At 66.4% G+C, this 21,470-nt stretch carries 13 protein-coding genes; 8 read left to right on the forward strand and 5 right to left on the reverse strand.

Annotated features, from left to right (window positions below; all coding sequences use genetic code 11):
* The first annotated feature begins 33 nt into the window (after window positions 1-33).
* Together AVAK2825_RS19410 and AVAK2825_RS19415 are read left to right on the forward strand one after the other, a co-directional pair.
* Window positions 34-870 (forward strand): carbon-nitrogen hydrolase family protein, encoded by an 837-nt coding sequence (locus AVAK2825_RS19410; protein WP_284401935.1) that lies wholly within the window; start codon window positions 34-36, stop codon window positions 868-870.
* Entirely contained in the window at window positions 867-2,285 is a 1,419-nt protein-coding gene (locus tag AVAK2825_RS19415; protein ID WP_284401937.1) for a 3-deoxy-D-manno-octulosonic acid transferase, read from the forward strand. The genes AVAK2825_RS19410 and AVAK2825_RS19415 overlap by 4 nt, the downstream gene beginning before the upstream one ends.
* Window positions 2,286-2,488: 203 nt before the next feature.
* Here the strand turns inward: AVAK2825_RS19415 and AVAK2825_RS19420 are convergent, their stop codons facing one another.
* Window positions 2,489-6,265, reverse strand: a complete 3,777-nt coding sequence (locus tag AVAK2825_RS19420; RefSeq protein WP_284401939.1) for a hypothetical protein — start codon at window positions 6,263-6,265, stop codon at window positions 2,489-2,491.
* A gap of 752 nt (window positions 6,266-7,017) precedes the next feature.
* Here AVAK2825_RS19420 and AVAK2825_RS19425 point away from each other — a divergent pair.
* The 3 genes from AVAK2825_RS19425 to AVAK2825_RS19435 all read left to right on the forward strand — a co-directional run bounded on the left by AVAK2825_RS19425 (window position 7,018) and on the right by AVAK2825_RS19435 (window position 11,309).
* Window positions 7,018-7,953, forward strand: coding sequence for a hypothetical protein (locus tag AVAK2825_RS19425; RefSeq protein WP_284401941.1), 936 nt, complete (start codon window positions 7,018-7,020; stop codon window positions 7,951-7,953).
* A complete protein-coding gene (locus tag AVAK2825_RS19430) occupies window positions 7,950-8,435 on the forward strand; it encodes a hypothetical protein (RefSeq protein WP_284401943.1) in 486 nt (161 codons plus the stop codon). The genes AVAK2825_RS19425 and AVAK2825_RS19430 overlap by 4 nt, the downstream gene beginning before the upstream one ends.
* 180 nt (window positions 8,436-8,615) lie before the next feature.
* Window positions 8,616-11,309 carry a bifunctional acetate--CoA ligase family protein/GNAT family N-acetyltransferase gene (locus tag AVAK2825_RS19435; RefSeq protein ID WP_284401945.1) on the forward strand — a complete coding sequence of 898 codons (2,694 nt, stop codon included), beginning with the start codon at window positions 8,616-8,618 and terminating at the stop codon, window positions 11,307-11,309.
* Between the two features lie 18 nt (window positions 11,310-11,327).
* Here AVAK2825_RS19435 and AVAK2825_RS19440 read toward each other — a convergent pair whose 3' ends face one another.
* The 3 genes from AVAK2825_RS19440 to AVAK2825_RS19450 form a co-directional block, all read right to left on the reverse strand.
* Window positions 11,328-11,900, reverse strand: a complete 573-nt coding sequence (locus AVAK2825_RS19440) for a cytochrome b (RefSeq protein ID WP_284401948.1) — start codon at window positions 11,898-11,900, stop codon at window positions 11,328-11,330.
* 178 nt (window positions 11,901-12,078) lie between these two features.
* The gene (locus AVAK2825_RS19445) at window positions 12,079-13,131 is read right to left on the reverse strand and encodes an ATP-binding protein (protein WP_284401950.1); all 1,053 of its coding nucleotides are present in this window, start codon (window positions 13,129-13,131) and stop codon (window positions 12,079-12,081) included.
* Complete coding sequence (locus AVAK2825_RS19450; RefSeq protein ID WP_284401952.1) at window positions 13,128-13,865, reverse strand: response regulator; 738 nt, start codon at window positions 13,863-13,865, stop codon at window positions 13,128-13,130. The genes AVAK2825_RS19445 and AVAK2825_RS19450 overlap by 4 nt, the downstream gene beginning before the upstream one ends.
* Window positions 13,866-14,012: 147 nt before the next feature.
* On the opposite strand from AVAK2825_RS19450, the gene AVAK2825_RS19455 reads away from it, so the two are divergent.
* The 3 genes from AVAK2825_RS19455 to xopAU all read left to right on the forward strand — a co-directional run bounded on the left by AVAK2825_RS19455 (window position 14,013) and on the right by xopAU (window position 20,026).
* Complete coding sequence (locus AVAK2825_RS19455; RefSeq protein WP_502870568.1) at window positions 14,013-15,149, forward strand: efflux RND transporter periplasmic adaptor subunit; 1,137 nt, start codon at window positions 14,013-14,015, stop codon at window positions 15,147-15,149.
* Between the two features lie 18 nt (window positions 15,150-15,167).
* Window positions 15,168-18,311, forward strand: a complete 3,144-nt coding sequence (locus tag AVAK2825_RS19460) for a multidrug efflux RND transporter permease subunit (RefSeq protein WP_284401954.1) — start codon at window positions 15,168-15,170, stop codon at window positions 18,309-18,311.
* A gap of 176 nt (window positions 18,312-18,487) precedes the next feature.
* A complete protein-coding gene (gene xopAU / locus AVAK2825_RS19465; RefSeq protein ID WP_284401957.1) occupies window positions 18,488-20,026 on the forward strand; it encodes a XopAU family type III secretion system effector serine/threonine kinase in 1,539 nt (512 codons plus the stop codon).
* 54 nt (window positions 20,027-20,080) lie between these two features.
* Here the strand turns inward: xopAU and AVAK2825_RS19470 are convergent, their stop codons facing one another.
* Window positions 20,081-21,412, reverse strand: coding sequence for a TolC family outer membrane protein (locus AVAK2825_RS19470; protein ID WP_284401959.1), 1,332 nt, complete (start codon window positions 21,410-21,412; stop codon window positions 20,081-20,083).
* Between the last annotated feature and the right edge of the window lie 58 nt (window positions 21,413-21,470).

Raw genomic sequence — 21,470 nt, forward strand, 5'->3', positions numbered from 1 at the left:
CATTCACAGCCCGCTTCACGGACCACCCGCCCCTTGAATCCCCCCGTGTTCCCACCGCTGTACACCGTGGCAGCGGCGCAGTCGATCTCCCTGCCCGGCGATATGCCGGCCAACGTGCAGGCGCACCTGGCCATGGTGCAGGCCGCCGCCCAGGAAGGCGTGCAACTGCTCGTCTTTCCCGAGCTGTCGCTCACGGGCTATGAGCCCGACCTGGCGGCCCGCCATGTGCTCGGCGCGGACGACGCCGTGCTGGCGCCTCTGCGCGAGGCCGCCCGCGCCCATGGCATGGCCGTGGTGGTCGGCGCGCCCGTGGCCCCCGCCGTGCCGGGCGGCCTGCCGGCCATCGGCGCCTGGGTGTTCGAGCCCGATGGCCGCGCCGCCCTGTACCGCAAGCGCCACCTGCACCCCGGCGAAAACACCTTCGCCAGCCCGGGCACCGAGGATTTCCATGTGCGCCCCCTGGCCGGCCAACCCACCGCGCTGGCCGTGTGCGCCGACACCACGCACCCCGAACACGCCCGCGCCGCACGCGGGGGCGGCGCGGCCCTGTACGCCTGCGGCTCGGTGATCTCCGAAGGCGCCTATTTGCGCGAGACCGCGCAGCTGCAGGGCTACGCGGCCGAGTGGGGCATGGCCGTGCTGCTGGCCAACCACGGCGGGCCCACCGGCGGCTACGCCTGCGCGGGCCGCAGCGCCTTCTGGGCGCCGGGCGGCGCCTGCGTGGTGGCCGCCCCGGGCACGGGCACCTGCCTGGTCATCGCGGAGCGCGATGGCGACGGCAACGGCGACGGCGACGGCGACGGGTGGCGTGGCCGCGTGGTCGACACAGAGCCCGGCCGGCCCGGCACCGCGGGCGTGGCAGGGCAGTGACCCCCGCCCGCGCCCTGTACTCGGCCATCACCTGGCTGGCCCAGCCGCTGCTGCGCGCCAAGCTGCGCCGCCGCGCCGCCATCGAACCCGGCTACGGTGTGTCCGTGGAAGAACGCTTCGGCCACTACCCGCAGGCGATGGACAGCCTGGCCCCCATCAGCACCACCGGCCTGGGCAATCCCTTCGTCTGGGTGCATGCCGTCTCGCTGGGCGAGACCCGGGCCGCCGCCATCCTGCTGGCCGAGCTGCGCCAGTTGCTGCCCGGCATGCGCCTGCTGCTCACCCATGGCACCGCCACCGGCCGCGCCGAAGGCGAAAAACTGCTGCAACCCGGCGACGTGCAGGTCTGGCAGCCGTGGGACACGCCCGGCGCGGTGCGGCGCTTTCTGCAGCAGTTTCGCCCCGAGATCGGCATCCTCATGGAAACCGAGATCTGGCCCAACCTGCTGGCCGGCTGCCGCCAGCGCGGCATTCCCGTGGTGCTGGCCAACGCCCGCCTCAACGCAAAATCGCTCGCCGGCGCACGCCGCCTGTCATGGCTGTCCCGCCCCGCCTACGCGGGCCTGGCCGCCGCCTGGGCCCAGACCGAGGCCGACGCCGAGCGCCTGCGCGCGGCCGGCGCCCGCGTGCAGGGCGTGTTCGGTAACCTCAAGTTCGACGTGGTGCCCGACGCCGCCCAACTGGCGCAAGGCCGCGAATGGCGCGACGCCACCGGCCGCCGCGTGGTCCTATTGGCCAGCAGCCGCGAGGGCGAGGAAGCGATGTGGCTGGAGGCCTTGCAGTCAAAACGGCCTCCAGTGCAAATAGCACTAGGGCATTATGCTATCAATTCGGGAGCATCCGTCGCAGAAGCATCGGCAGCAGCCCTGCCCGTGCAGTGGCTGGTGGTGCCACGCCACCCCCAGCGCTTCGCCCAGGTGCGGGAGCTGATCGAGGCCGCCGGCCTGACCGTGTCGCCCCGCAGCACCTGGGGCGCCGCACCCGGCACCGCCGACGTGTGGCTGGGCGACTCGCTGGGTGAGATGGCGCTGTACTACGGCCTCTCGCACGCGGCCCTGCTGGGCGGCAGCTATGCGCCGCTGGGAGGGCAGAACCTGATCGAAGCGGCGGCCTGCGGCTGCCCGGTGGTGACGGGGCCGCACACGTTCAACTTTGCCGAGGCGGCACGGTTGGCTTGCGAAGCGGGGGCGGCGCTGCGGGTGAAGGACATGGCCGAGGCTGTGGGTGTGGCGGAGGCGCTGGTGGGGGATGCGCCGAGGCTGGAGGAGGCGCAGGGCAGGGCGGTGGCGTTTACCAGCGCGCACCGGGGGGCGGCGTTGGCGACGGCGCTGGCTGTGGCGCAGATGTTGCGGGTGCAGGTGGGGGGCTCGGGGGACTTCAGGCCATCAAGTCCGTCGGGCGCTGTGGATCCCTAATGACTGGTTATTAACGTGATTTCTACCGATCAATTTGGAGGCTGCGAAAGTCGGCTATCGGCCATAAGCGGCCATTCGGGAAGCGAAATTCGACGAATGCTTCAGGCTGGGAGCGGTCTGTCAGATCTAAGGGCCGAGAGACTGCTCTCCGCGAAACGTGACGTTGAATGCTGGCCAGGGCTTGCAACGATGGACCGCATATATCACTCGAAGCGATCACGCTCTTCGTTGATTTCTTCTCTTTGAATCTCCCGGTCGAGTAGTTCGATCTCGGTTTCTATCCATTGCGCGACCTGGAAATCGAATCCCGCTGCAAGCCAGCGCCGCAGGATGTCTCTATGGTGCTTTAGATGTTGGCTCGTCGGGCCTACCCATGACCCGGAGTGAAATGAGGCGCTTATCCCGGAACGTACGCCATCGATGTGCCCATACCGTGTCAACAATTGCCGAGTCAGTCTGCCGCCGCCTTCGTCATCAAGCGTGGGAATCGCCGCATGTGCGATCAGAGCAGCTCGGCCGTCGGGATCAGACTCGATCCAACCCAAAATGCTGCTCTCCGGCAAGCCCACAATGGGGCCGCGCTGCACTCTGTCCCCAAACGAACGGATGCCACCCTTCAGCCAGTTGCGCACGTCACTCCTCCATTTCGGCAACGTAGCCTCGAAGTGCTTTGCAGTGACCTGCCAAGCGCCTTCATTGTCGATATTGACCAACTCATAGCTTAGCGCTTCGATGTCATCGTCATAGCTCAGCCGGTAATCCTCGCCCGTGGAAGTAAGGATCGCATCGAGCAAGGGCGCTGCAAACTCACCATTGGACTTGACCAACCTTGAGCAAACGCGCTTCCAATTGAACCCTAAGGATTGTTTTGGGTGTTGTAAAAAGGGAATCGCATGTCGCGCTACATCGAAGGCGAAGTCTGGGCCGCAGGGCATGGGTCGATCCGACGAAATGGAGCTCATCAACCCGATCAACAGCTGCAGAGCTTCCGGGGTCTTTCGCTGCCGAATCAAACAGAATAGGCGCTCCACTTGTTCTGTCGGCACTGAATCCAACGCCATGCCGAACTGCAACGCCCCAAACGGAATAGGCTCGATCCATTTCATCTCAAGTGCATCGAGACAGCGGTTGAATGCGGTTTCGCTGTAATCAGATCGCAGAGTCATCTCCGCGCCCACGCTAGCCGTGTCGCGGCTGTTCAGCATTTCCAGAAGCAACAACTCAAACTGCTTGAAGGACTGTGCTTTGACGCCAGTCAAGTAGCCGTGCAGACAGGTGCCGTGACCGGAACTTCGAGCGATGCCTGTGAGCAAAGGAAGCAGAGCGTGATCCACGTCGCTGGCAGCTAGTTGCTCCCCAAAATGCCAAAGCGCCGGTCCATGACTCGATGGGGTCAGAAGGTGAGAAAGCTCAATTAAGCGATGCGGGTTCGCGGCAACTCGCCGCGCTAGCGCTGCAACCAACGCTTTCGCATGGGAAGCCGGCCTATCGCGCCGATCGCGATACTCTTCTTCCCACTCAAGCCAATCCACGTCAAGGACGTATCTCTGGAACCGACTGCTCAGATCCCGGCGTGTGTACCGGCGGGCGAGGCGCCTGATTCGAACCCCCACCTTACCGTGCTGTTCATCCTCTCGATCTCCCATCCAATGCCAAAAGAACTTGTTCAGCTCACTCGGGGTCATTGCGCTTTCGGAGGCTAGCTGCTCCAGTACTTGGAGCGCAAGCTCAGTGCATGGCGGAGTGCGGATCTGGTGTTTGACCGCTTTGAGCAGCGCCGAGCAGACTTGCCGTCGGAGGACTGCAGGCCAACTCGAAGTCTCGTTGATCAGGGTTTGGAAGTACAAAAGGTGTGCCTGCCACCTGTCACCGTGAGTTGCTGGAATCCAAAGCTTGGCTCGCTCTCGGAGCCCCTGATATTCCGGCCCCACAATTCGAAAGCCCGTGCCGCGCGAGCCCAAGACTGATTCCAATATCTTCAAACCCAGCAGACGTTCAGCATCGGTGCGTCCTCTCAGGAGCGCAAGCAAGGCAGGTAGCCTTTGTTCCGGGCTCGCCTCGGTCGCAGCAGCTTCGGGACCAATGCGAAACAGGCTCACCAGTGTGCCAGTCGAGTTATTGGAAAAGTCGGCATTCTCATTGATAGCAAGCCGCGCCAGCAGGCTTAAGGCCCGCACGGTAAGCAGTGGCCAAACAGCAATCTTCTCAAGTGCCCAGACGATGTTCTGGCGGTCTGACTCGAACTCCGCAAGATCCGCGTCGGGCCAGTTGCCAATTGTGGTCTCAAGCAGGCGTAAGACTGCAGAGGGATTGGCCTCAGCGAGGATCGACAGGAATCGCGACCCGGTCGACGAGGTCAGCATGTCGCGAGTGGAAAAGACGCCGTCTGGCTTGAGAATCTCCTCGACAACGAATTCTGTATCTTTGCCGTCGGCGAATCTGAATTTGTTCAAAAACCACGCATGGAGCGATGGAGGCATGGATTCGAAGGTGGCGACAAAGTCGAACCCACGCCCATAGCGCGTCCAGAACTGCTTCCAAAGGAAGATGTGAAGCGCCTTGGGTACAAAAAATAGCGTCCTGCTGCCTTGCAGGACGCGTCGAGCCCTAAGGCTCTGGACAATCTCTTGAAAGCGTGCCCAGCCGATTGTTGGATCAACCTTGTGAATCAACTGCGCGACATAGGTAGCCTCATCTGATACAGGATCTTCAAATCCGAACCGACTGAACAAGGCGAGGTAGTGAGCCACACAGTCAACTTGCCGTGACGCCGCACCCTCCTGGGTGCCATATCCGTGCAAGAACCGGGACCACAACGGAACCGTCGCCGGCGGTCGCAGCAAATCAGTAGGATTTGCATGAAGATTCTCTGCAACGGCATACGCTACTCGTGGCGAGCCCTCGCAGATGGTGACCCAACGATCAAGGCCTTGGGACTCTCCGACCCGGTCTTCCAGGATACTCCTGATGGTTTCGTCTGGAAGACGGGGGGCATGCAGGCGGAGTATTTCGTCGTCATGACTTTCATCACGCCCATGATCGAGAGTGACAAGTTTCATCGCGCCACAGCGGGTCTTCAGATGCCGCCAGACGTCGGACATCTCCGATTCGGATAGGTCATCGAGCACTAGCACCAGAGGCTTCGTCCAGCCGGCCCGAAGCAGTTGCCTAAACAACGCCGTCTGACCGAACTTGGAGCCATGACACAAGTAGAGCACTGAGGGGGCAATATGCGGTGCCCTCAACGCCTCCAGGACCATGCGCGTCTTGCCCAAGCCAGGCTCCCCTAGCACCCGAATATGCTTGGCATCGCCTTCGATGCCTGCTCGAATTAGGTTGATCAGCTCAGTTTGAGCTGGCGCGGGCTTGAATGAACTGGCCATGTGGGCATCGCGATCCCATTCGTCGAGCACCCAAGCCTCTTGAATAGAGTCGTAGGTCAACTGTGCCGCGATGCCAGGGTAGCGCTCTGCAAAGTTGGAGAGTTGGCTTGCACCCAACACGTCAACAAGGTTGCAATAGTCCGCGACACCTAATGATTCCAGCACTCTGACAATTTGTTCGCAGGCGTCATTCCGTTGTTGGGGTGTGAGATCGTGTCCCGTGCAGACAACGACATAGCGCCCCCTTCTCTCGATCAGACGCGCCACCTCCGGAAACAGCGTCCCTTTGCTGTTAACCAATTCGCCACGGATGGAACCGTTGGCCCAAGGCCTGAACGATGTACCGGACTTCAACTGAATACCTGTCAAACCGGCAGCAAAGAAACAATCTGCTGGAATTTGAGTATCAGGAGGCACATCGATTTCGGCATCGATTCCACCGTCCGCGACGGTCAGCCGGCTAGAAATCGTGACGACTGCCGGATTGAGCTTGGCGTAGTTTGACTCCGCCTTCAATATTCCAGTCATCAGTTCCACAGCACGCTCGGCAGTGAGTGAAACGACCGTTGAAACAGGAACAGGGATCAATCGGCTCATTCAGAGGAAATCATTTGGGAATATCTCGGCATTCTCTGGCAATCTTGCGAAGCCAACAATTTCAGTGTCGCCGGACGATAGGAGCCACGCACTCGTAGCGAAACGATGGCTGGCAAGCCCTAGGGGGAGGGCACTAGCCGCTGACTTGCCAAACCAGACCGACCTTGCAAGCGACAGGCCGGTTGGCGGCAGTTTCCGGTTGATTGCACAAACCCAGCGTGAGACCGCACCCGCTGCAAAGCGGTCACTCAGGTTGGCTGACGCAAAGTCGGCTCAGGGCCCAAAGCGGAAGTTCACAGAGCCTAATTCCGGAAGTTGAATTGGCGAGAAACGCTTGGTAGCTCACCGACGCGCCACTTGCCTCTGCACCTGCTGATCTGCATCTGCTTTCCAGCGGCAGCGAACTAGGCGAGGCCCAGAACCTCATCCGAGATGCGCGCTGATTCATTCCTCCACTGGTGCTCGGGGATTTTCAGGTTGTCCGAAACACTGTTTTTAAGTACAGTCTTTCAAGTTCTCACCCATCCTTCCTGGAGTGCTGACGATCTGGGCGGCGCATGAAGCCAACTCGTAGTGAGACACCCCACCGTATCTCGGCCAACCCAGGCCATGCACGGGCCGAAGCACGTTTTCCACTCCACCGCGAAGCCAACTGTCCCACCCCTTGGCTTCGCATCCATCGCCTGCCGCCTCACACCTTTTTCCAAGGAGGTACGCACGCTGGCCAGGCAACCCTTTCAGGAGGCAAAGCAATGCGAGTCAAATTCATGGGATTCCGGTTTGTCCTTAAACCGCAAGGCCCCCTGTCGCTGGAGACCTTCGCGCAGGCCCTTTCCGCCCGGGGCTACGATCCCAGCGCGCCCGCGGATGGGCAGCGCCTGTTCTTCCTGAACGATTCGGCGGACACCGACTACCACGTGGGCGTGGTCATCACCGTCAAGGACCACAAGACCTATTGCGAACTCGTCCGGGCGCCCACCAACATCCTGGTGCGCGTGGCGCAGGTGCGCCGCGACGCCAGCCTGATGGATTTCAACTTCTTCGTGCTGCACAAGCGCACGGGGGCGGGCATGTACCAGTACTACCACCACTCCTGCAGCGTGAGCACCTTCTGCCACCTGGCCGGCACCCATTTCAAGCAGTACAAGGAGCTGGCGATCGCCGAGAAAATCGCGGCGGCTGGTGGCAGTGAGTTGACCGAGGCGCGGCGCGTCAAAATCCGACGCGAGCACAATGCCCGCTTCTCCTGGGAAGTGCTGGTGCGACAAGAGGCGCTGCAGTCCATGATCGAAGAACTGGAGAAGGTGAAGAGTTTCGAATACGTGGTCGCCACGCCCGAGGTGCCGCAGGCGCAGTTCAAGGCCCACACGGCCTACATCAAGAACCGCGCGAGCAAGATCACCTTCGTGGCGGGCACGCCCGGCAAAATGCTGGCGGCGGCCATCCAGGCGTGCGTGAGGGCGGAGCGCCCCCAGCGCGGCCGCATCGAAGGGGTGGATGCCCATGGCGTCGAGAAAGTGATTTCCATCTTGGACAACCCGGAAAATTTCGGCGAATACGACTACGACCAGCTGGCTTCCAGGCTCGACCAGCTGGACGTGACACGCTTTTCCACCGCCTGGGTGGTCGAGGAACTGCTGCGGCAGTGCCGCGAGCACCGCCACATTTTCGAGATGCCGATGCGATGAGGCGGTATGTGCTCCAGGCGCTGCTGTTCTCGGCCGCCGTGGTGGCCGGTGTGGTCTATGGGGTGCCCGACGCCGATGGGGCCATGCAGTTCTATGGCGAGAAGATCCGGGCCAGCCTGTTCACGGGCCTGCTCACCACGGGCAGCTTCTTGCTGTCGCTCAAGATCTTCATCGTGGTCAAGTTCAAGGAGACGGTGTTCGACACGCTGGGCTACCGCGAGCTGTTCGCGCAGCTGAAAAAGATCGACCCGCGCATCCGGCGCTATGCGCAGGTGCGCAATGTGAGCAACCTGATTTTTGCGTCCATCGTCTCGGCGCTCATCGGGGCGGCGGCGCAGGTCACGCTGGGCCTGGTGGACGTTTTTGCCTGCTTTCTGGCCTGCGTGGCCATCGCCGCGTTCGCGGGGGCCATGCTCTTCCAGACGCTGTGGCTGGTGCACGCGATCATCTCGGACTGGCTGGACCGCACCGAGGACCTGTAACGGCCGTCTGAAGTCTCCCAGCAGCCACGGAGCGTGCCTGGCGGCGCACATCGCCCGGCGCCGGGGCGCCCACGGTGGCCGCGATGCCGCAAAATGCCAGCCACTGGGGCCCATTCGTCCGTCCTGGCCGACCGATGCGATGGATTGCCTGCCTGTCTGCTTGCCCGCTGCCTGCCTGCCATGATCGAAAAACACTACCTCACCCCGCTCTTCGCCCCCAGCTCCATCGTGGTGCTGGCCGGCCGGGCCGATGCGCCCGAGTCGCTCACGCCGTGCGCCCGCGCACTGCACACCGCGCTGCGGGCACAGCGCTTCACCGGGACGCTGCAGTTCCTGGACATCCACACCAGCGGCACGCTGGCCGATCTGGCGCAGACGCGGGCGGACCTGGCCCTGATCGCGCTGCCGCCCGAGGATGTGGTGGCGGCGCTGGAGGTGGCCGGGCGCATCGGCTGCCGCGCCGCGCTGGTGATGTCGCACGGCATGGACGCGGACCAGGCGGCGCGGCTCAAGCACATCGCCCGGCGCGAGGGCATGCACCTGCTGGGCCCCAACTCGCTGGGCCTGCAGCGCCCGCACCTGCAGCTCAATGCCAGCGCGGCCGGGCCGCTGGCGCGGGAGGGGTCGCTGGCGCTGGTGTGCCAGTCGGGGGCGCTCACCGCGTCCATCCTCGATTGGGGCACCAAGAACGCGGTGGGCTTTTCCACGGTGGTATCGCTGGGACCGAACACCGACGTGGACATCGCCCAGGTGCTGGACTTTCTGGCCAACGACGCGCGCACGCAGAGCATCGTGGTGTACATGGAAGGCATCTCCAGCGCGCGCCGCTTCATGAGTGCGCTGCGCTCGGCGGCCAACGCCAAGCCGGTGGTGGTGCTCAAGGCCGGGCGCAAGCCGGCGGGCAACGAGGCGGCGCACACGCACAGCGGCGCCATCGTGGGCAGCGACGACGTGTTCGACGCGGCCCTGCGCCGCGCGGGCGCGGTGCGGGTGCGGTCGTTCGTGGAGCTGTTCTCCGCCGCCAAGTGCCTGGCCTCGCGCTACCGGCCGGTGGGCCGGCGGCTGGCCATCGTCACCAATGGCGGCGGGCCGGGCGTGCTGGCGGCCGACTGGGTGAACGAGATCCTGCTGCAGCTGGGCCGCCTGTCCCCGGCCTCGGCCGAGGCGCTGGCCCCGCAGCTGCCGCCGCTGGCGTCCCTGGCCGATCTGATCGACGTGTCGGAAGAGGCGGGACCGGAGCATTTTCGGCGCGCGGTCGAGGCGGCCGAGAAGGACCGCCAGATCGACGGCGTGCTGGCCATCTATTCGCCCAAGCCGGGCACCGATGCCGCAGCGGTCGCCACCGCGCTGGCCGAGACCAAGCGCCTGATGGGCAAGCCGCTACTGGCGTGCTGGATGGGTGATGCCTCGGTGGGCCCGGCGCGCGAGGTGCTGCGCGCGGCCGCCATTCCCAGCTTCCGCACGCCCGAGGCGGCCGTGGGGGCCTTCGGCAACATCGCTTCGTTCTACCAGAACCAGCAGTTGCTGCAGCAGACGCCGCCGCCGCTCACCTCGCTGGCCAAGCCCGACATCGAGGGCGCGCGGCTGATGATCGAAAGCGTGCTGGCCGAGCGCCGGCATGTGCTGACCGAGATGGAGTCCAAGACGCTGCTGGCTGCGTTCAACGTGCCGGTCACCAAGACGCTGCTGGCGCGCAGCGCGCACGAGGCGATGATGATCGCCACGCAGTTGGGCTTTCCGGTGGCGCTCAAGATCGATTCGCCCGATGTGAGCCACAAGTCCGACGTGGGCGGCGTGGCGCTCGACATCCACACCGGGGCGGCGGCGCGCGATGCCTATACCGACATGGTGCAGCGAGTGGCCCGCCTGCAGCCGGGCGCGCGCATCCAGGGCGTGACGGTGCAGAAGATGGCGCGCGCCCGGCGCGGGCGCGAGATCTGCATCGGCCTGGTGACGGACGACCCGTTCGGCCCGGTGATCACCTTCGGCGCGGGCGGCACGATGATCGAGTTGATCGACGACCGCGCCATGGAACTGCCGCCACTCAACCAGTTCCTGGCGCGCCGGCTCATCGAGCGCTCGCGCGTGGCCGAAACGCTGGGCGAGTGGCGAGGCGCCAGCGCGGCCAACCGCGAGGCGCTGGAGCAGGTGCTGCTGCGCGTGTCCGAAATGGTGTGCGCGCTGCCGCAATTGCGCGAGATGGACATCAACCCGCTGATCGTGGACGAGCAGGGCGCCGTCGCCGTGGACGCCCGCATCGTGGTCGGCCACGCCGCGCAGTCCATGGGCGGGCGCAGCGAGCATTACAGCCACCTGTCCATCCTGCCGTACCCGGCGCGCTACGAGCAGGTGTGGCCCCTGCGCGGTGGTGGCGAATACCTGGTGCGCCCGGTGCGGCCCGACGATGCGCAGATGCTGCAGAAGCTGGTCAAGGAGCTGTCGCCCGAGAGCCGGTACTTTCGCTTCATCTCGCAGATCGCCGAGCTGCCGGCCTCGATGCTGGCGCGCTTCACGCTCATCGACTACGACCGCGAGATGGCGCTGGTGGCGGTGTACCGCGAACGCAGCGCGGGCGAGGACGGCGAGATCATCGGCACCGAACGCATCGTGGGCGTGTCGCGCTACGTGACCAACCCCGACCAGTCCAGCTGCGAGTTCGCGCTGGTGGTGGCCGACGACTTCAACGGCCGCGGCCTGGGATCGCGCCTGATGCTCAGCATCATGGACGTGGCCCGCGACCGCGGCCTGTCGGAGGTCGACGGGCTGGTGCTGGCCAACAACCCCAGCATGCTCAAGCTGATGCGGCGCCTGGGCTTCGAGGTGAAGGCGTACCCGGACGATCCGGATTTCAAGCTGGTGACGCACCAGCTTTGAGGCGGGCGCGCGCCTCTCTCAAGGCAGCATGCGCTTGAGCACGTCGTCGCGCCGGACGTGGTGGTGAAACAGCGCCGCGGCGACATGCAGCACCACCACGATCCAGGCGACCCCTTGGCCCAGGAAATGGTGCACCGCGTCGACCGGTGGCTCGAATGCGTCCCAGTCCACGCCCAAGGCACGGCTCAGCCACTCGAACATGGCTGTCTCGCGAAAACTGGGCACGCTGAAAAGGCCGAAGTCGGTGGGTGCGTCGGTGCCGATGTAGCCGGTGAGCGGCATGGCGATCAGCAACCCGTAAAGGCCCCAGTGCGCCCATTGGGCCAACCGGTGTTCCAGCGGCGAGCCGGGCGGGTGATCGGGCTGCACGGTCGACAGCCGCCACAGCAGGCGCGGCAACACCAGCGTGCCGACCAGCAAGCCCAGGGCCCAGTGAACGTTCAGCACAGGCCAGGATTCGGGCAGGGTGTCATCCATGAACCAAATCACGTAATAGACCACTGCGTAGGCGGCGATGAAGGCCGCGGCGCTTGTCCAGTGAAAGAACTTGGCGATCGCGCCAAATCGGGTGGGCGTGTTTTTCCATGGCATGGGCAGGTTTCCTGTGTGGGGCCGCGAGGGCATTGAAGCGATGGCGCCGGTGGCGATGCCCACCGAAGCGCCGCAGGGGCGAACAAGTCGAATTCGTCGGGATGATCGGCGGCGTGAATGGGAAATGCATCGGGGCGCCTGGTATTTCCGGGGCGGGGCGTGCAGGCCGGTCCGGGTGTCAAACAGGCCACTGCAATGCAAAGGCCGATCCGCCCAGGCGAGAGGGCGCCCAGCTTGCCTGCCCCTCATGGGCCTGGGCGATGGCCTGCACCACGGCCAGCCCGAGGCCGCTGCCGGAAGATGGGCCGCGCGATGCCTCTCCGCGCTGGAAGGCATCGAACAGGCGGGCTGCGTCGTCGGCATTCAGGCCGGGGCCGCTGTCTTCCACGCACAAATGGCACATCTCGCCCTCCACCCAGTGGCGGATGCGCATGGCCCCGGGCGTGGCATGGCGCAGCGCATTCTCCAGCAAGGCCAACAGCGCCTGGCGGATTCGCACCGGGTCGCACAGCACCTCCTGGGGGTTCAGATCCAGGGTCAGCGCGAAGCCGGCCGCGCGCAACTGCGGCTCGAAGGCCTGTGCCACCGCGCCGACCTCGGCCGCCAGATCGGCCAGCTCCAGGTGCAGTTCCAGGTGGCCGCTGTCCTTGAGGCCGAGCAGTCGCAGGTCTTCGATCAGCCGGCCCAGGCCCTCGACGTTTTTCAGCAAGCCCTGAAACTGCGTCGGCGTGGGCTCGAACACCCCTTCCGTCATGCCCTGAAGGCGGCCGCGAAGGATCGTCACCGGGGTACGCAGTTCATGGGCGATGGCGGCGTTCCAGAAGGCCCGCTGCTGCGCCATGTGCTGCAGCCTTTCCGCCATGCTGTTGAAGTCCCGCACCAGTTGCGCCGTTTCGCCCAGCGAGTGGTCGTCGGTGGTCGCCCGGGCCGACAGGTCGCCTTCGGCAATCCGGCGCAGGCTCTCGGCCACCGAGTTCAGCGGCACCACGATGCGGCGCGAGAGCTTGACCGCGGTGACCACCGCCAGCACGAGGGCGACGAGCACGGTGCAGAGCATCCACATCGCTTCGATGGGCGAGGGCGTGAGGTCATCCGAAATGCTGGAAGGCGAGAACGCCATCAACAGGGCGAAGAGCGCGTAGGAGCCCAGCAGGAACAGCAGGGCGATGCCGATCGCCATCACCGCCAGGGAGACGACCAGTTGGCGGCGCAGGCCGTATGCCGCGGTCATGCCGCGATCCCCAGCCGATAGCCGACGCCCCGCACGCTTGCCGGCACGCCTTCCAGCGAGATCAGCTCCAGCTTCTTTCGCAGTTTGCTGATGTGGCTGTCCACCGTGCGCTCCAGCGCATCGCTTTCCGGCAGGCAGGCCGCGAGCAGTTCCGCGCGGCTGAACACTCGCTTGGGTGCACGCGCCATGTGCGCCAACAGATTGAATTCGGTCAGCGTCAGGTCCAGGGACTGCCGCTGGCCGTCCACCAGCACGCTGGCCTCCAGGGTCTCCGGATCGATCTGGAACGTGCCCACCCGCAGGATCTTCTGGGCCCGGCGTCCGTCCTGGTGGGCCGTGCGGCGCAGCACGGCCTGTACACGCGCCACCACCTCCGCCGGGTTGAACGGCTTGACGACGTAATCGTCCGCTCCCAGGCGCAGGCCCATGAGCTTGTCGATGTCCTGGTCCATGGCGGTGAGCATGATCACGGGCGTGTCGCCCCGGTGGCGCAGCTCCGACAGGATCTGCCAGCCGCTCACCCGCGGCATCTGCACGTCCAGCAGCACCAGATCCGGCTTGAGCGACAGGTGCAGGTCCAGCGCGCTGCGGCCGTTCATGGCATGCACGACCCGCAAGCCGCTGCGACGCAGGTAGGCGCACAGGATCTCGGCGATTTCCGTTTCGTCTTCCGCCACCAGGACGAGTGCGCCTGCGCTCGCGGGATCGGCGGGTGACGGGTGGGTGTCGGTCATGGCCCGGATTGTGCCGGCTTCGCCCGGTGTTTTTTCTCTCCATTTTGGTTCCATGTTTCGTCCAGAAAAAACGGACTCGGCTTGTCCAGAATCGCGTCCCTGCTGGCGCTGCCGCGTCTGCCATGAATGCAAGTGAAGGACCGAAAGATGACGATGCGAGGATGGGGCGCCCTGGGAATGGGTTGCGCGCTGGCCGCCGGGTTGGTGGCGTGCAAGCCGGCCGAGAAGAGGGCGACGGCAGAGCCTGTACAGGTCACGGTGCTGGCCTTGAAGCCCGAGGCGGTCACCGTGCGCGAGGCGCTTGCCGGCCGCGTGGCGGCCGTCCGCTCGGCGGAGATCCGTGCGCAGGTGGGTGGCATCGTCCAGCGCCGGCTTTTCGAGCAAGGCGCGGATATCGCGGCCGGCCAGCCGCTCTTTCAGATCAATCCGGCCCCGTTCCAGGCCGATGCGGACATGGCCGCGGCCGCCTTGCAGCGCACCCAGGCCGCATGGCGGCGTGCGCAGGCCCAGACGGCCCGGCTGGAGCCGCTGATGCGCGAGGGCGCGGTCAGCCGCCAGGATTACGACGACGCCGCCTCGCAGCGCGACCAGGCCGCCGCAGAGGTTGCCCAGGCCGAGGCAGTGCTGGCGCGCCGTCGCCTGGACCTGCGGTTCGCCCGGATCGATGCGCCCATTGCGGGCCGCATCGACCAGGCGCTCGTCACCGAAGGCGCGCTGGTGGGGGCGACCGACGCCACGCCCATGGCCCGCATCCAGCAGATCGACAAGGTCTATGTGGATGTGCGCCAGTCGGCGTCGGCACTGGAGGCATTGCGGGCCGGTGGCGCGCGCCTGCCCGTCCGCATCCTGCGGACCGACGGGCAGCCCTATGCCCTGCACGGCCGGATCCTGTTTTCCGCCCTCCAGGTGGACCCGGGCACGGGCGACGTGCTGCTGCGCATCCAGGTGGACAACCCCGAGCGCCAATTGCTGCCGGGCATGTTCGTGCGGGCGGAAGTCGTGAAAAGCCAGTACGCCGATGCCTTGCTGGTGCCCCAGCAGGCCGTGCAGCGCGTGGAGGGCAGGGCGCAGGTATGGCGGGTGCAAGAGGGCGATGTCGCCCAGCCTGCCGAGGTGCAGCTGGCAGAGGCCATCGGGCCGGACTACCGCGTTCGAAGCGGGCTGGAGCCCGGCCAGCGCGTGGTGGTCGAAGGCATCGAGCGACTCACCGCCGGTGCGCAGGTCGCACCGAAGCCTTGGCAGCCGTCGGTGTCGGCATCGGCCCTGCGTGCCGGCGCGCATTGAGCGGGCAGGGAGTCACAGATGCCCCAATTTTTCATTCGGCGACCGGTGTTCGCCTGGGTGGTGGCCGCGTTCATCGTCCTGCTGGGCCTGATCGCGCTGCCGCAACTGCCGATCGCCCGCTACCCCTCGGTGGCGCCGCCCGCGGTCACCGTGTATGCCACGTACCCGGGTGCGACACCGCAGGCCATGAACGACTCGGTCGTCAGCCTGATCGAGCGTGAGCTTTCCAGCGTCAAGAACCTGCTGTATTTCGAGTCGTCGGTGGACACCTCGGGTTCGGCGCAGATCTCGGCCACCTTCAAGCCGGGCACGAACCCGGAGCTGGCGCAGGTCGATGTGCAGAACCGGCTCAAGGCGATCGAGTCGCGCCTGCCCCAGACGGTGCGCCAGAACGGCGTGACCGTCGAATCGGCCACGTCCAGCTTTCTGCTGATCGTGAGCCTCGTGTCCGAGGACGGCCGCCATGGCGAGCTGGCGCTGAGCGACTATCTCGCGCGCAGCGGCGTGGAGGAGCTGCGCCGCATCGAAGGCGTGGGCCGGGTCCAGCTTTTCGGGGCGGAGCAGGCCATGCGCATCTGGGTGGATCCGGACAAGCTCATTTCATATGGGCTGTCGATGAACGACCTGTCCACCGCGCTGTCCCAGCAGAACGCACAGATCGCACCCGGCCGCGTGGGCGATTCACCCAGCCTTCCCGGCCAGCGCGTGACCATTCCGCTGACGGTGCAGGGACAGTTGTCCACGCCCGAGCAGTTCGCCGCCGTGGTGCTGCGTTCGAACCGCGACGGCTCCAGGGTGGTCCTGGGCGATGTGGCGCGTGTCGAGCTGGGGGCGCAGTCGTACGGCTTCGCCACCCGCGACGACGGCAGGGCGTCGGCCGGGGCCGCGGTGCAGCTTTCGCCGGGCGCCAACGCCGTGCGCACTGCCGAAGCCGTGCACCAACGCCTGGCGGAGCTGGGCCGTGCGCTGCCGGCCGGCATGCGCTACACGACGCCCTTCGACACGGCGCCCTTCGTGAAGATCTCGATCGAGAAAGTGCTGCACACGCTGCTGGAGGCCATGGCGCTGGTGTTCATCGTGATGTTCGTGTTCCTGCAGGACGTCCGCTACACGCTCATTCCGGCCATCGTGGCACCCATCGCCTTGCTGGGCACCTTCGCGGTCATGCAGGTGGCGGGCTTTTCCATCAACGTGCTGACGATGTTCGGCATGGTGCTGGCCATCGGCATCATCGTGGACGACGCTATCGTGGTGGTGGAGAACGTGGAGCGGCTGATGGCGGCCGAGGGCCTCGGCCCCCGGGAGGCCACCGCCAAGGCCATGCGAGAGATTACGGGCGCCGTGGTGGGCATCACCCTGGTGCTGACGGCCGTGTTCATTCCCATGGCGTTCGCCAGCGGCTCCGTGGGGGCCATCTACCAGCAGTTCGCGCTGTCGATGGCGACCTCCATCCTTATCTCCGCATTCCTTGCGCTGAGCCTGACGCCTGCCCTGTGCGCCACGCTGCTCAAGCCTGTGCAGGCCGGGCACCACGAAAAGCGCGGCTTCTTCGGCGGCTTCAACCGGCGTTTCGCCCGCCTGACCGATGCCTACGGCAGACAGGTCGGCGGGCTGCTGCGCCGGCCGGCCCGCGTGATGGTGGGCTTCCTGGCCATCGTGGCCCTGTTGGGCTGGGCGTTCGTGCGGCTGCCTTCGGCCTTCCTGCCAGAGGAGGACCAGGGGTACTTCATGACCTCCTTCCAGTTGCCGGCCGACGCCACCATGGAGCGCACGCTGGACGTGGTCAAGGACTACGAGGCGCATGTCGCCGCGCGGCCCGGCATTGCCACCAACCAGACGGTGATCGGCTTCGGCTTCTCCGGCTCGGGGCCCAATTCAGCACTGGCGTTCACCATGCTCAAGGACTGGCCCCAGCGGGACGGAACCACCGCTCAGGACGAGGTCTCGCGCGCCCAGCAGGCCATGGCCCACACCAGGGAGGGCACGGTGATGAGCCTGATGCCGCCGGCCATCGACGAGCTGGGCACGTCGTCCGGCTTCACGATGCGGCTGCTGGACCGCTCCCACCAGGGGCATGCGGCCCTCAAGGCGGCCGAAGCGCGGCTCATCGCGCTGGCCTCCGAAAGCCCGCTGCTGGCCAGCGTGTATGCCGACGGATTGCCCCCGGGCGCGAGCGTGCGCCTGGACATCGACCGCCAGAAGGCCGCGGCGCTGGGCGTGCCGTTTTCCGCGATCAGTGACACCCTCTCGGCGGCCTTGGGCTCGCTGTATGTGAACGACTTTCCCAACCGGGGGCGCATGCAGCAGGTGATCGTGCAAGCCGATGCCAAGGCGCGCATGCAGCTCGGCGACGTGTTGAAACTGCCCGTGCCCAGCGCCGGCGGTGGCATGGCACGGCTGGGCGAGGTGGTGACGCCGGTGTGGACCGAAACGCCGCTGCAACTGGCCCGCTACCAGGGCTACCCTGCCGCGCGCCTGTCGGGTAGCGCCGCGCCGGGTGTCTCCAGCGGCGCTGCGATGGCGGAAATGGAGCGCCTGGCCCGGCAGCTGCCGCCCGGATTCGCCATCGCCTGGACCGGTCAATCCCTGCAGGAGCGCCAGTCGGCCGCGCAGGCGCCGCTGCTGATGGCGTTGTCGATGCTGGTGGTGTTCCTGGTGCTGGCCGCGCTGTACGAAAGCTGGTCGATTCCTGCGGCCGTGATGCTGGTGGTGCCGCTGGGCCTGATCGGCGCTGTGGCGGCGGTGCTGCTGCGCGGGCTGCCCAACGACGTGTTCTTCAAGGTGGGACTGATCACGGTGATCGGGCTGTCGGCGAAGAATGCCATCCTGATCGTCGAGTTCGCCAAGCAGTTGCGCGAGCAGGGCCACGGGCTGGTCGATGCGGCCGTGACGGCGGCGCGGCTGCGGCTGCGGCCCATCCTGATGACCTCGCTGGCGTTCGCGCTGGGCGTCGTTCCGCTGATGCTGGCGACCGGCGCCAGCCAGGAAACCCAGCACGCCATCGGCACCGGGGTGTTCGGCGGCATCGTCACCGCCACGGTGCTGGCCGTGCTTTTCGTGCCGGTCTTCTTCGTGCTGGTCGTGGGCTTGCAGGAACGCTGGCAGCGCCGGCGGCCCGCGTTGCCCGCTCCGCCGCAGGCCGATACCGAAGGGCGGGCCTGACTGCCCGCCAAACACGCCTGGCGCTTCGGCCGGCCCTTTTGCGTCTGAGGCGCAATGGCACATGGAGGGGTGGATTCGGCCATCTGCGCATGGCTTCGCACCAGCGCACCTGACAGTTCACCGGCTGGGATTTAGTGGTGCCCTCTGCCGCATCCAACTTCCAGCACGCGCCCAGCATGATCACCCCACCCTCAACGGGAAGCGCCCCCAAGGGCGTGGAGGACACCCGGAGATCCGACAACCAGACGCCACAGCCGCCAACGAACCGCAGTCTTCCTGCCCCCGAGGCCGGCCACGCGTCGCTCCTGCTGGAGCGACGACGGCTGAAGCTGGGCGAGCGGGCCGGGGAGGGGTTGCGGTTCAATGCGCAGCTTCCCGCGCTCGGCGACCGCATGGCCGGGGGGTTCAGCCCCCGCTCGTTGCCGGGGAGCGGCAGCCCGTTGTCGACGCCTCGGTCCAGCCCGGGGGCGAAGGCTTTTCCCAGTCCGTCGTCGAGCCTCGCGGCCCTGCTGGATCCGCCCACGCCGGTGGCGCGGCACCGGTCGTCAGACTCCTGGAACGCCGCCCTGGCCCTAGGCCAGGAGCGGCGTCTCCAGAGCGTGATGCGCTCGACCAGCCCGGGCGTGGTGCTCAGCCCGCGCCTGGTGCGCAAGCTCAGCCAGCAGTGCAGCGCGCCGGACCTGATGGACCGGCTGGCCGCGCTGAAACCGGGCGCGGCGGACATCGGCAACGGGTTCACCGTCGTCGCGCTGGAGCCTTCCAGCGACGACACATCCCGGCCCGCGCATAGCTTGCGGCGCTTGGGCACAGGCGCCGCAGGCACCGCGTATGCGGTGCGGCTGTCCGAGAACTTCTGGCGCGATGGCAGGGACTGCGGACGCGACTTCGTGTTCAAGGCCATGCTGTGCACCGATCCTGCCAACCCGACCTCGCGCAAGCTGTACGACACGCTGGAGGAGGGCGCTGACCCGGCCGATGCCATAGAGCAGGAGAAGGCCAAGATCCACAAGGAATACCAGGTGGCGGCGGCGCTCGGCGACACCGCCCAGGTCATGCGGGTCTACGGCCTGGTCCAGATCGGCAGCCTGTTCGGGATCCTGGCGGAGAAGATCGAAGGCCCCAAGGTCAGCCAGGTGATCGACCGGTCCCGCCAGGCGCTCAATCAGGGGGACATCGAGCCGCTGGAGTACCTGGCCCTGGCCTGGGAGATGGTGGCCGACGTGCTCATCGGCGCCTCGCGTTTCGCCGACGAGGGGGTGGTGCACCAGGACATTTCGCACAACAACGTGCTCTACGACGAACGCCAGAAGATGTTCCGGCTGATCGACATGGGCCTGGGGGGCGAGAAGGGGGAGCCCCTGCGCATGGGTACCTGGGGATACGTCGAAATGCGTGCCTCTGCCAGCCACCACAAGCGCGACGTCTACAGCGTGGCCCAGTTGCTCGTGCATTTCCTGAAACCGCCGGACTACCCCATGGGCCTGGTCGGCATCAGCAGGGCGTCTTCGGCGGAGACCTTTCCGTTCATGGACGCGTTGAAGGCGCTGCCGTCGGACAGCAAGGCCGATGTCGTCCGCCTTCTCAACCGCATGATCGCGCAGGACCCTGACGAGCGCGCCAGCGCCCAGGAATTGCTTCAGGACCCGTTCTTTGGCGAGATGCCGCCCCGCGACGGCATCCACGCGATCTACGAGCGGCTGAGCGGCCCGCCTTAGCCGCTGCTTAGCCGCGGCTCTCCTTCCGACCGCCGCGCCCGGGCGGAGAAGGCCTCAGCGCACCGTCAGCGCATCAATGGCCAGCAGATCGTCCTGCGACAGCGTGCCCGCGGCCTGGCGCAGCTTGAGCGTGCCCAGCAGCACGTTGTAGCGGGCCTGGGCGAGGTCGCGCTTGGTCTGGTAGAGCTGGCTCTGGGAGTTGAGCACGTCGATGTTGATGCGCACGCCCACCTGGTAGCCCAGCTGGTTGGCCTCCAGCGCGCTCTGGCTGGAGGCTTCGGCCGCCTCCAGGGCGCGCACCTGGCCCTGGCCGGACTGCACGCCGTAGAACGCGGCGCGCGTGGCCTGCGCCACGGTGCGGCGGGCGTTGTCCAGGTCGGCCAGCGCCTTGTCTTCGAGCGACAGGGTTTCCTTCACGCGGTTCTGTACCGAAAAGCCCGCGAACAGCGGCAGCGTGAGCTGAACGCCCACGGTGGTGTTGTTGGTGCGGGAGTTGACGTTGGGAATCGTCGGCGTGCCCTTGGGGTTGCGCGAGACGCTGTAGCCGGCCTGCAGGTCCACGGTGGGCAGGTGGCCGGTTTCGGCCTTCTTCGTCTCCAGGCGGGCCACGTCGAGCGCGATGGCGGCCTGGCGCACCTGCGGCTGCAGTTCTTCGGCCGAGCGCACCCAGGTGCCCACGTCGGCGGGGGCGACCTCGGGCAACTGCACCGGCTGGGCCAGCGGCTGCGGCGCCACGCCGGGGCGGCCCACCACCTGGTCGAGCGCCAGTTGCTTCACGCGCAGGTCGTTGTCGGCGGCGATCTCCTGGGCGACGACCAGATCGAAGCGCGCCTGCGCCTCGCGTGAATCGGTCACGGTGGAGGTGCCCACCTCGAAGTTGCGCTTGGCCGATGCCAGCTGCTCGGCCACCGCGGCTTTCTGGGCCTGCACGAAAGTGAGGGTGTCGCGCGCGGCCAGTACGTCGAAATACGCCTGGCTGACCCGCACGATGAGGTCCTGCGCCACGCCTTCGAGTTGGGCCTGCGCGATGTCGATGCCGCGCTGGCCCTGCTCGAAGGTGATGCGGTTGGCCGGGCGGTACAGCGGCTGCGAGGCGGTGAGGCCCACACTCTGGCTGGGGGCGCTCAGGTCCACCGGCGGGCGATTGACCTCCGTCTTGGCGTAGTTGGCCCCGGCGGAGAGGCCGGCGCTGGGCAGCAACCCGGCCCGGGCCTGCTCGGCGCGGCTGCCGGCGGCGTCGTACTGCGCCTTGGCGGCCTGGAAGGGCGCGTCATAGCCGCGCGCCATCTCCACCAGCTGGGACAGGCTCTGGGCCTGCGCGCCGAAACTGGCGAGCGCAGCGGCCACGGCCAGGGACAAGGGAATGCACCGAAGCAAGGTCGTCATGAACGTCTTTCAGGAAAAGGAAGGCGTGGCGCCCCACGCTGCCGGGCCCGATGCCGCG

Origin of the sequence: Acidovorax sp. SUPP2825 (assembly GCF_030158995.1) — a bacterium.
In the GTDB taxonomy this organism is placed as follows: Bacteria; Pseudomonadota; Gammaproteobacteria; order Burkholderiales; family Burkholderiaceae_C; genus Paracidovorax.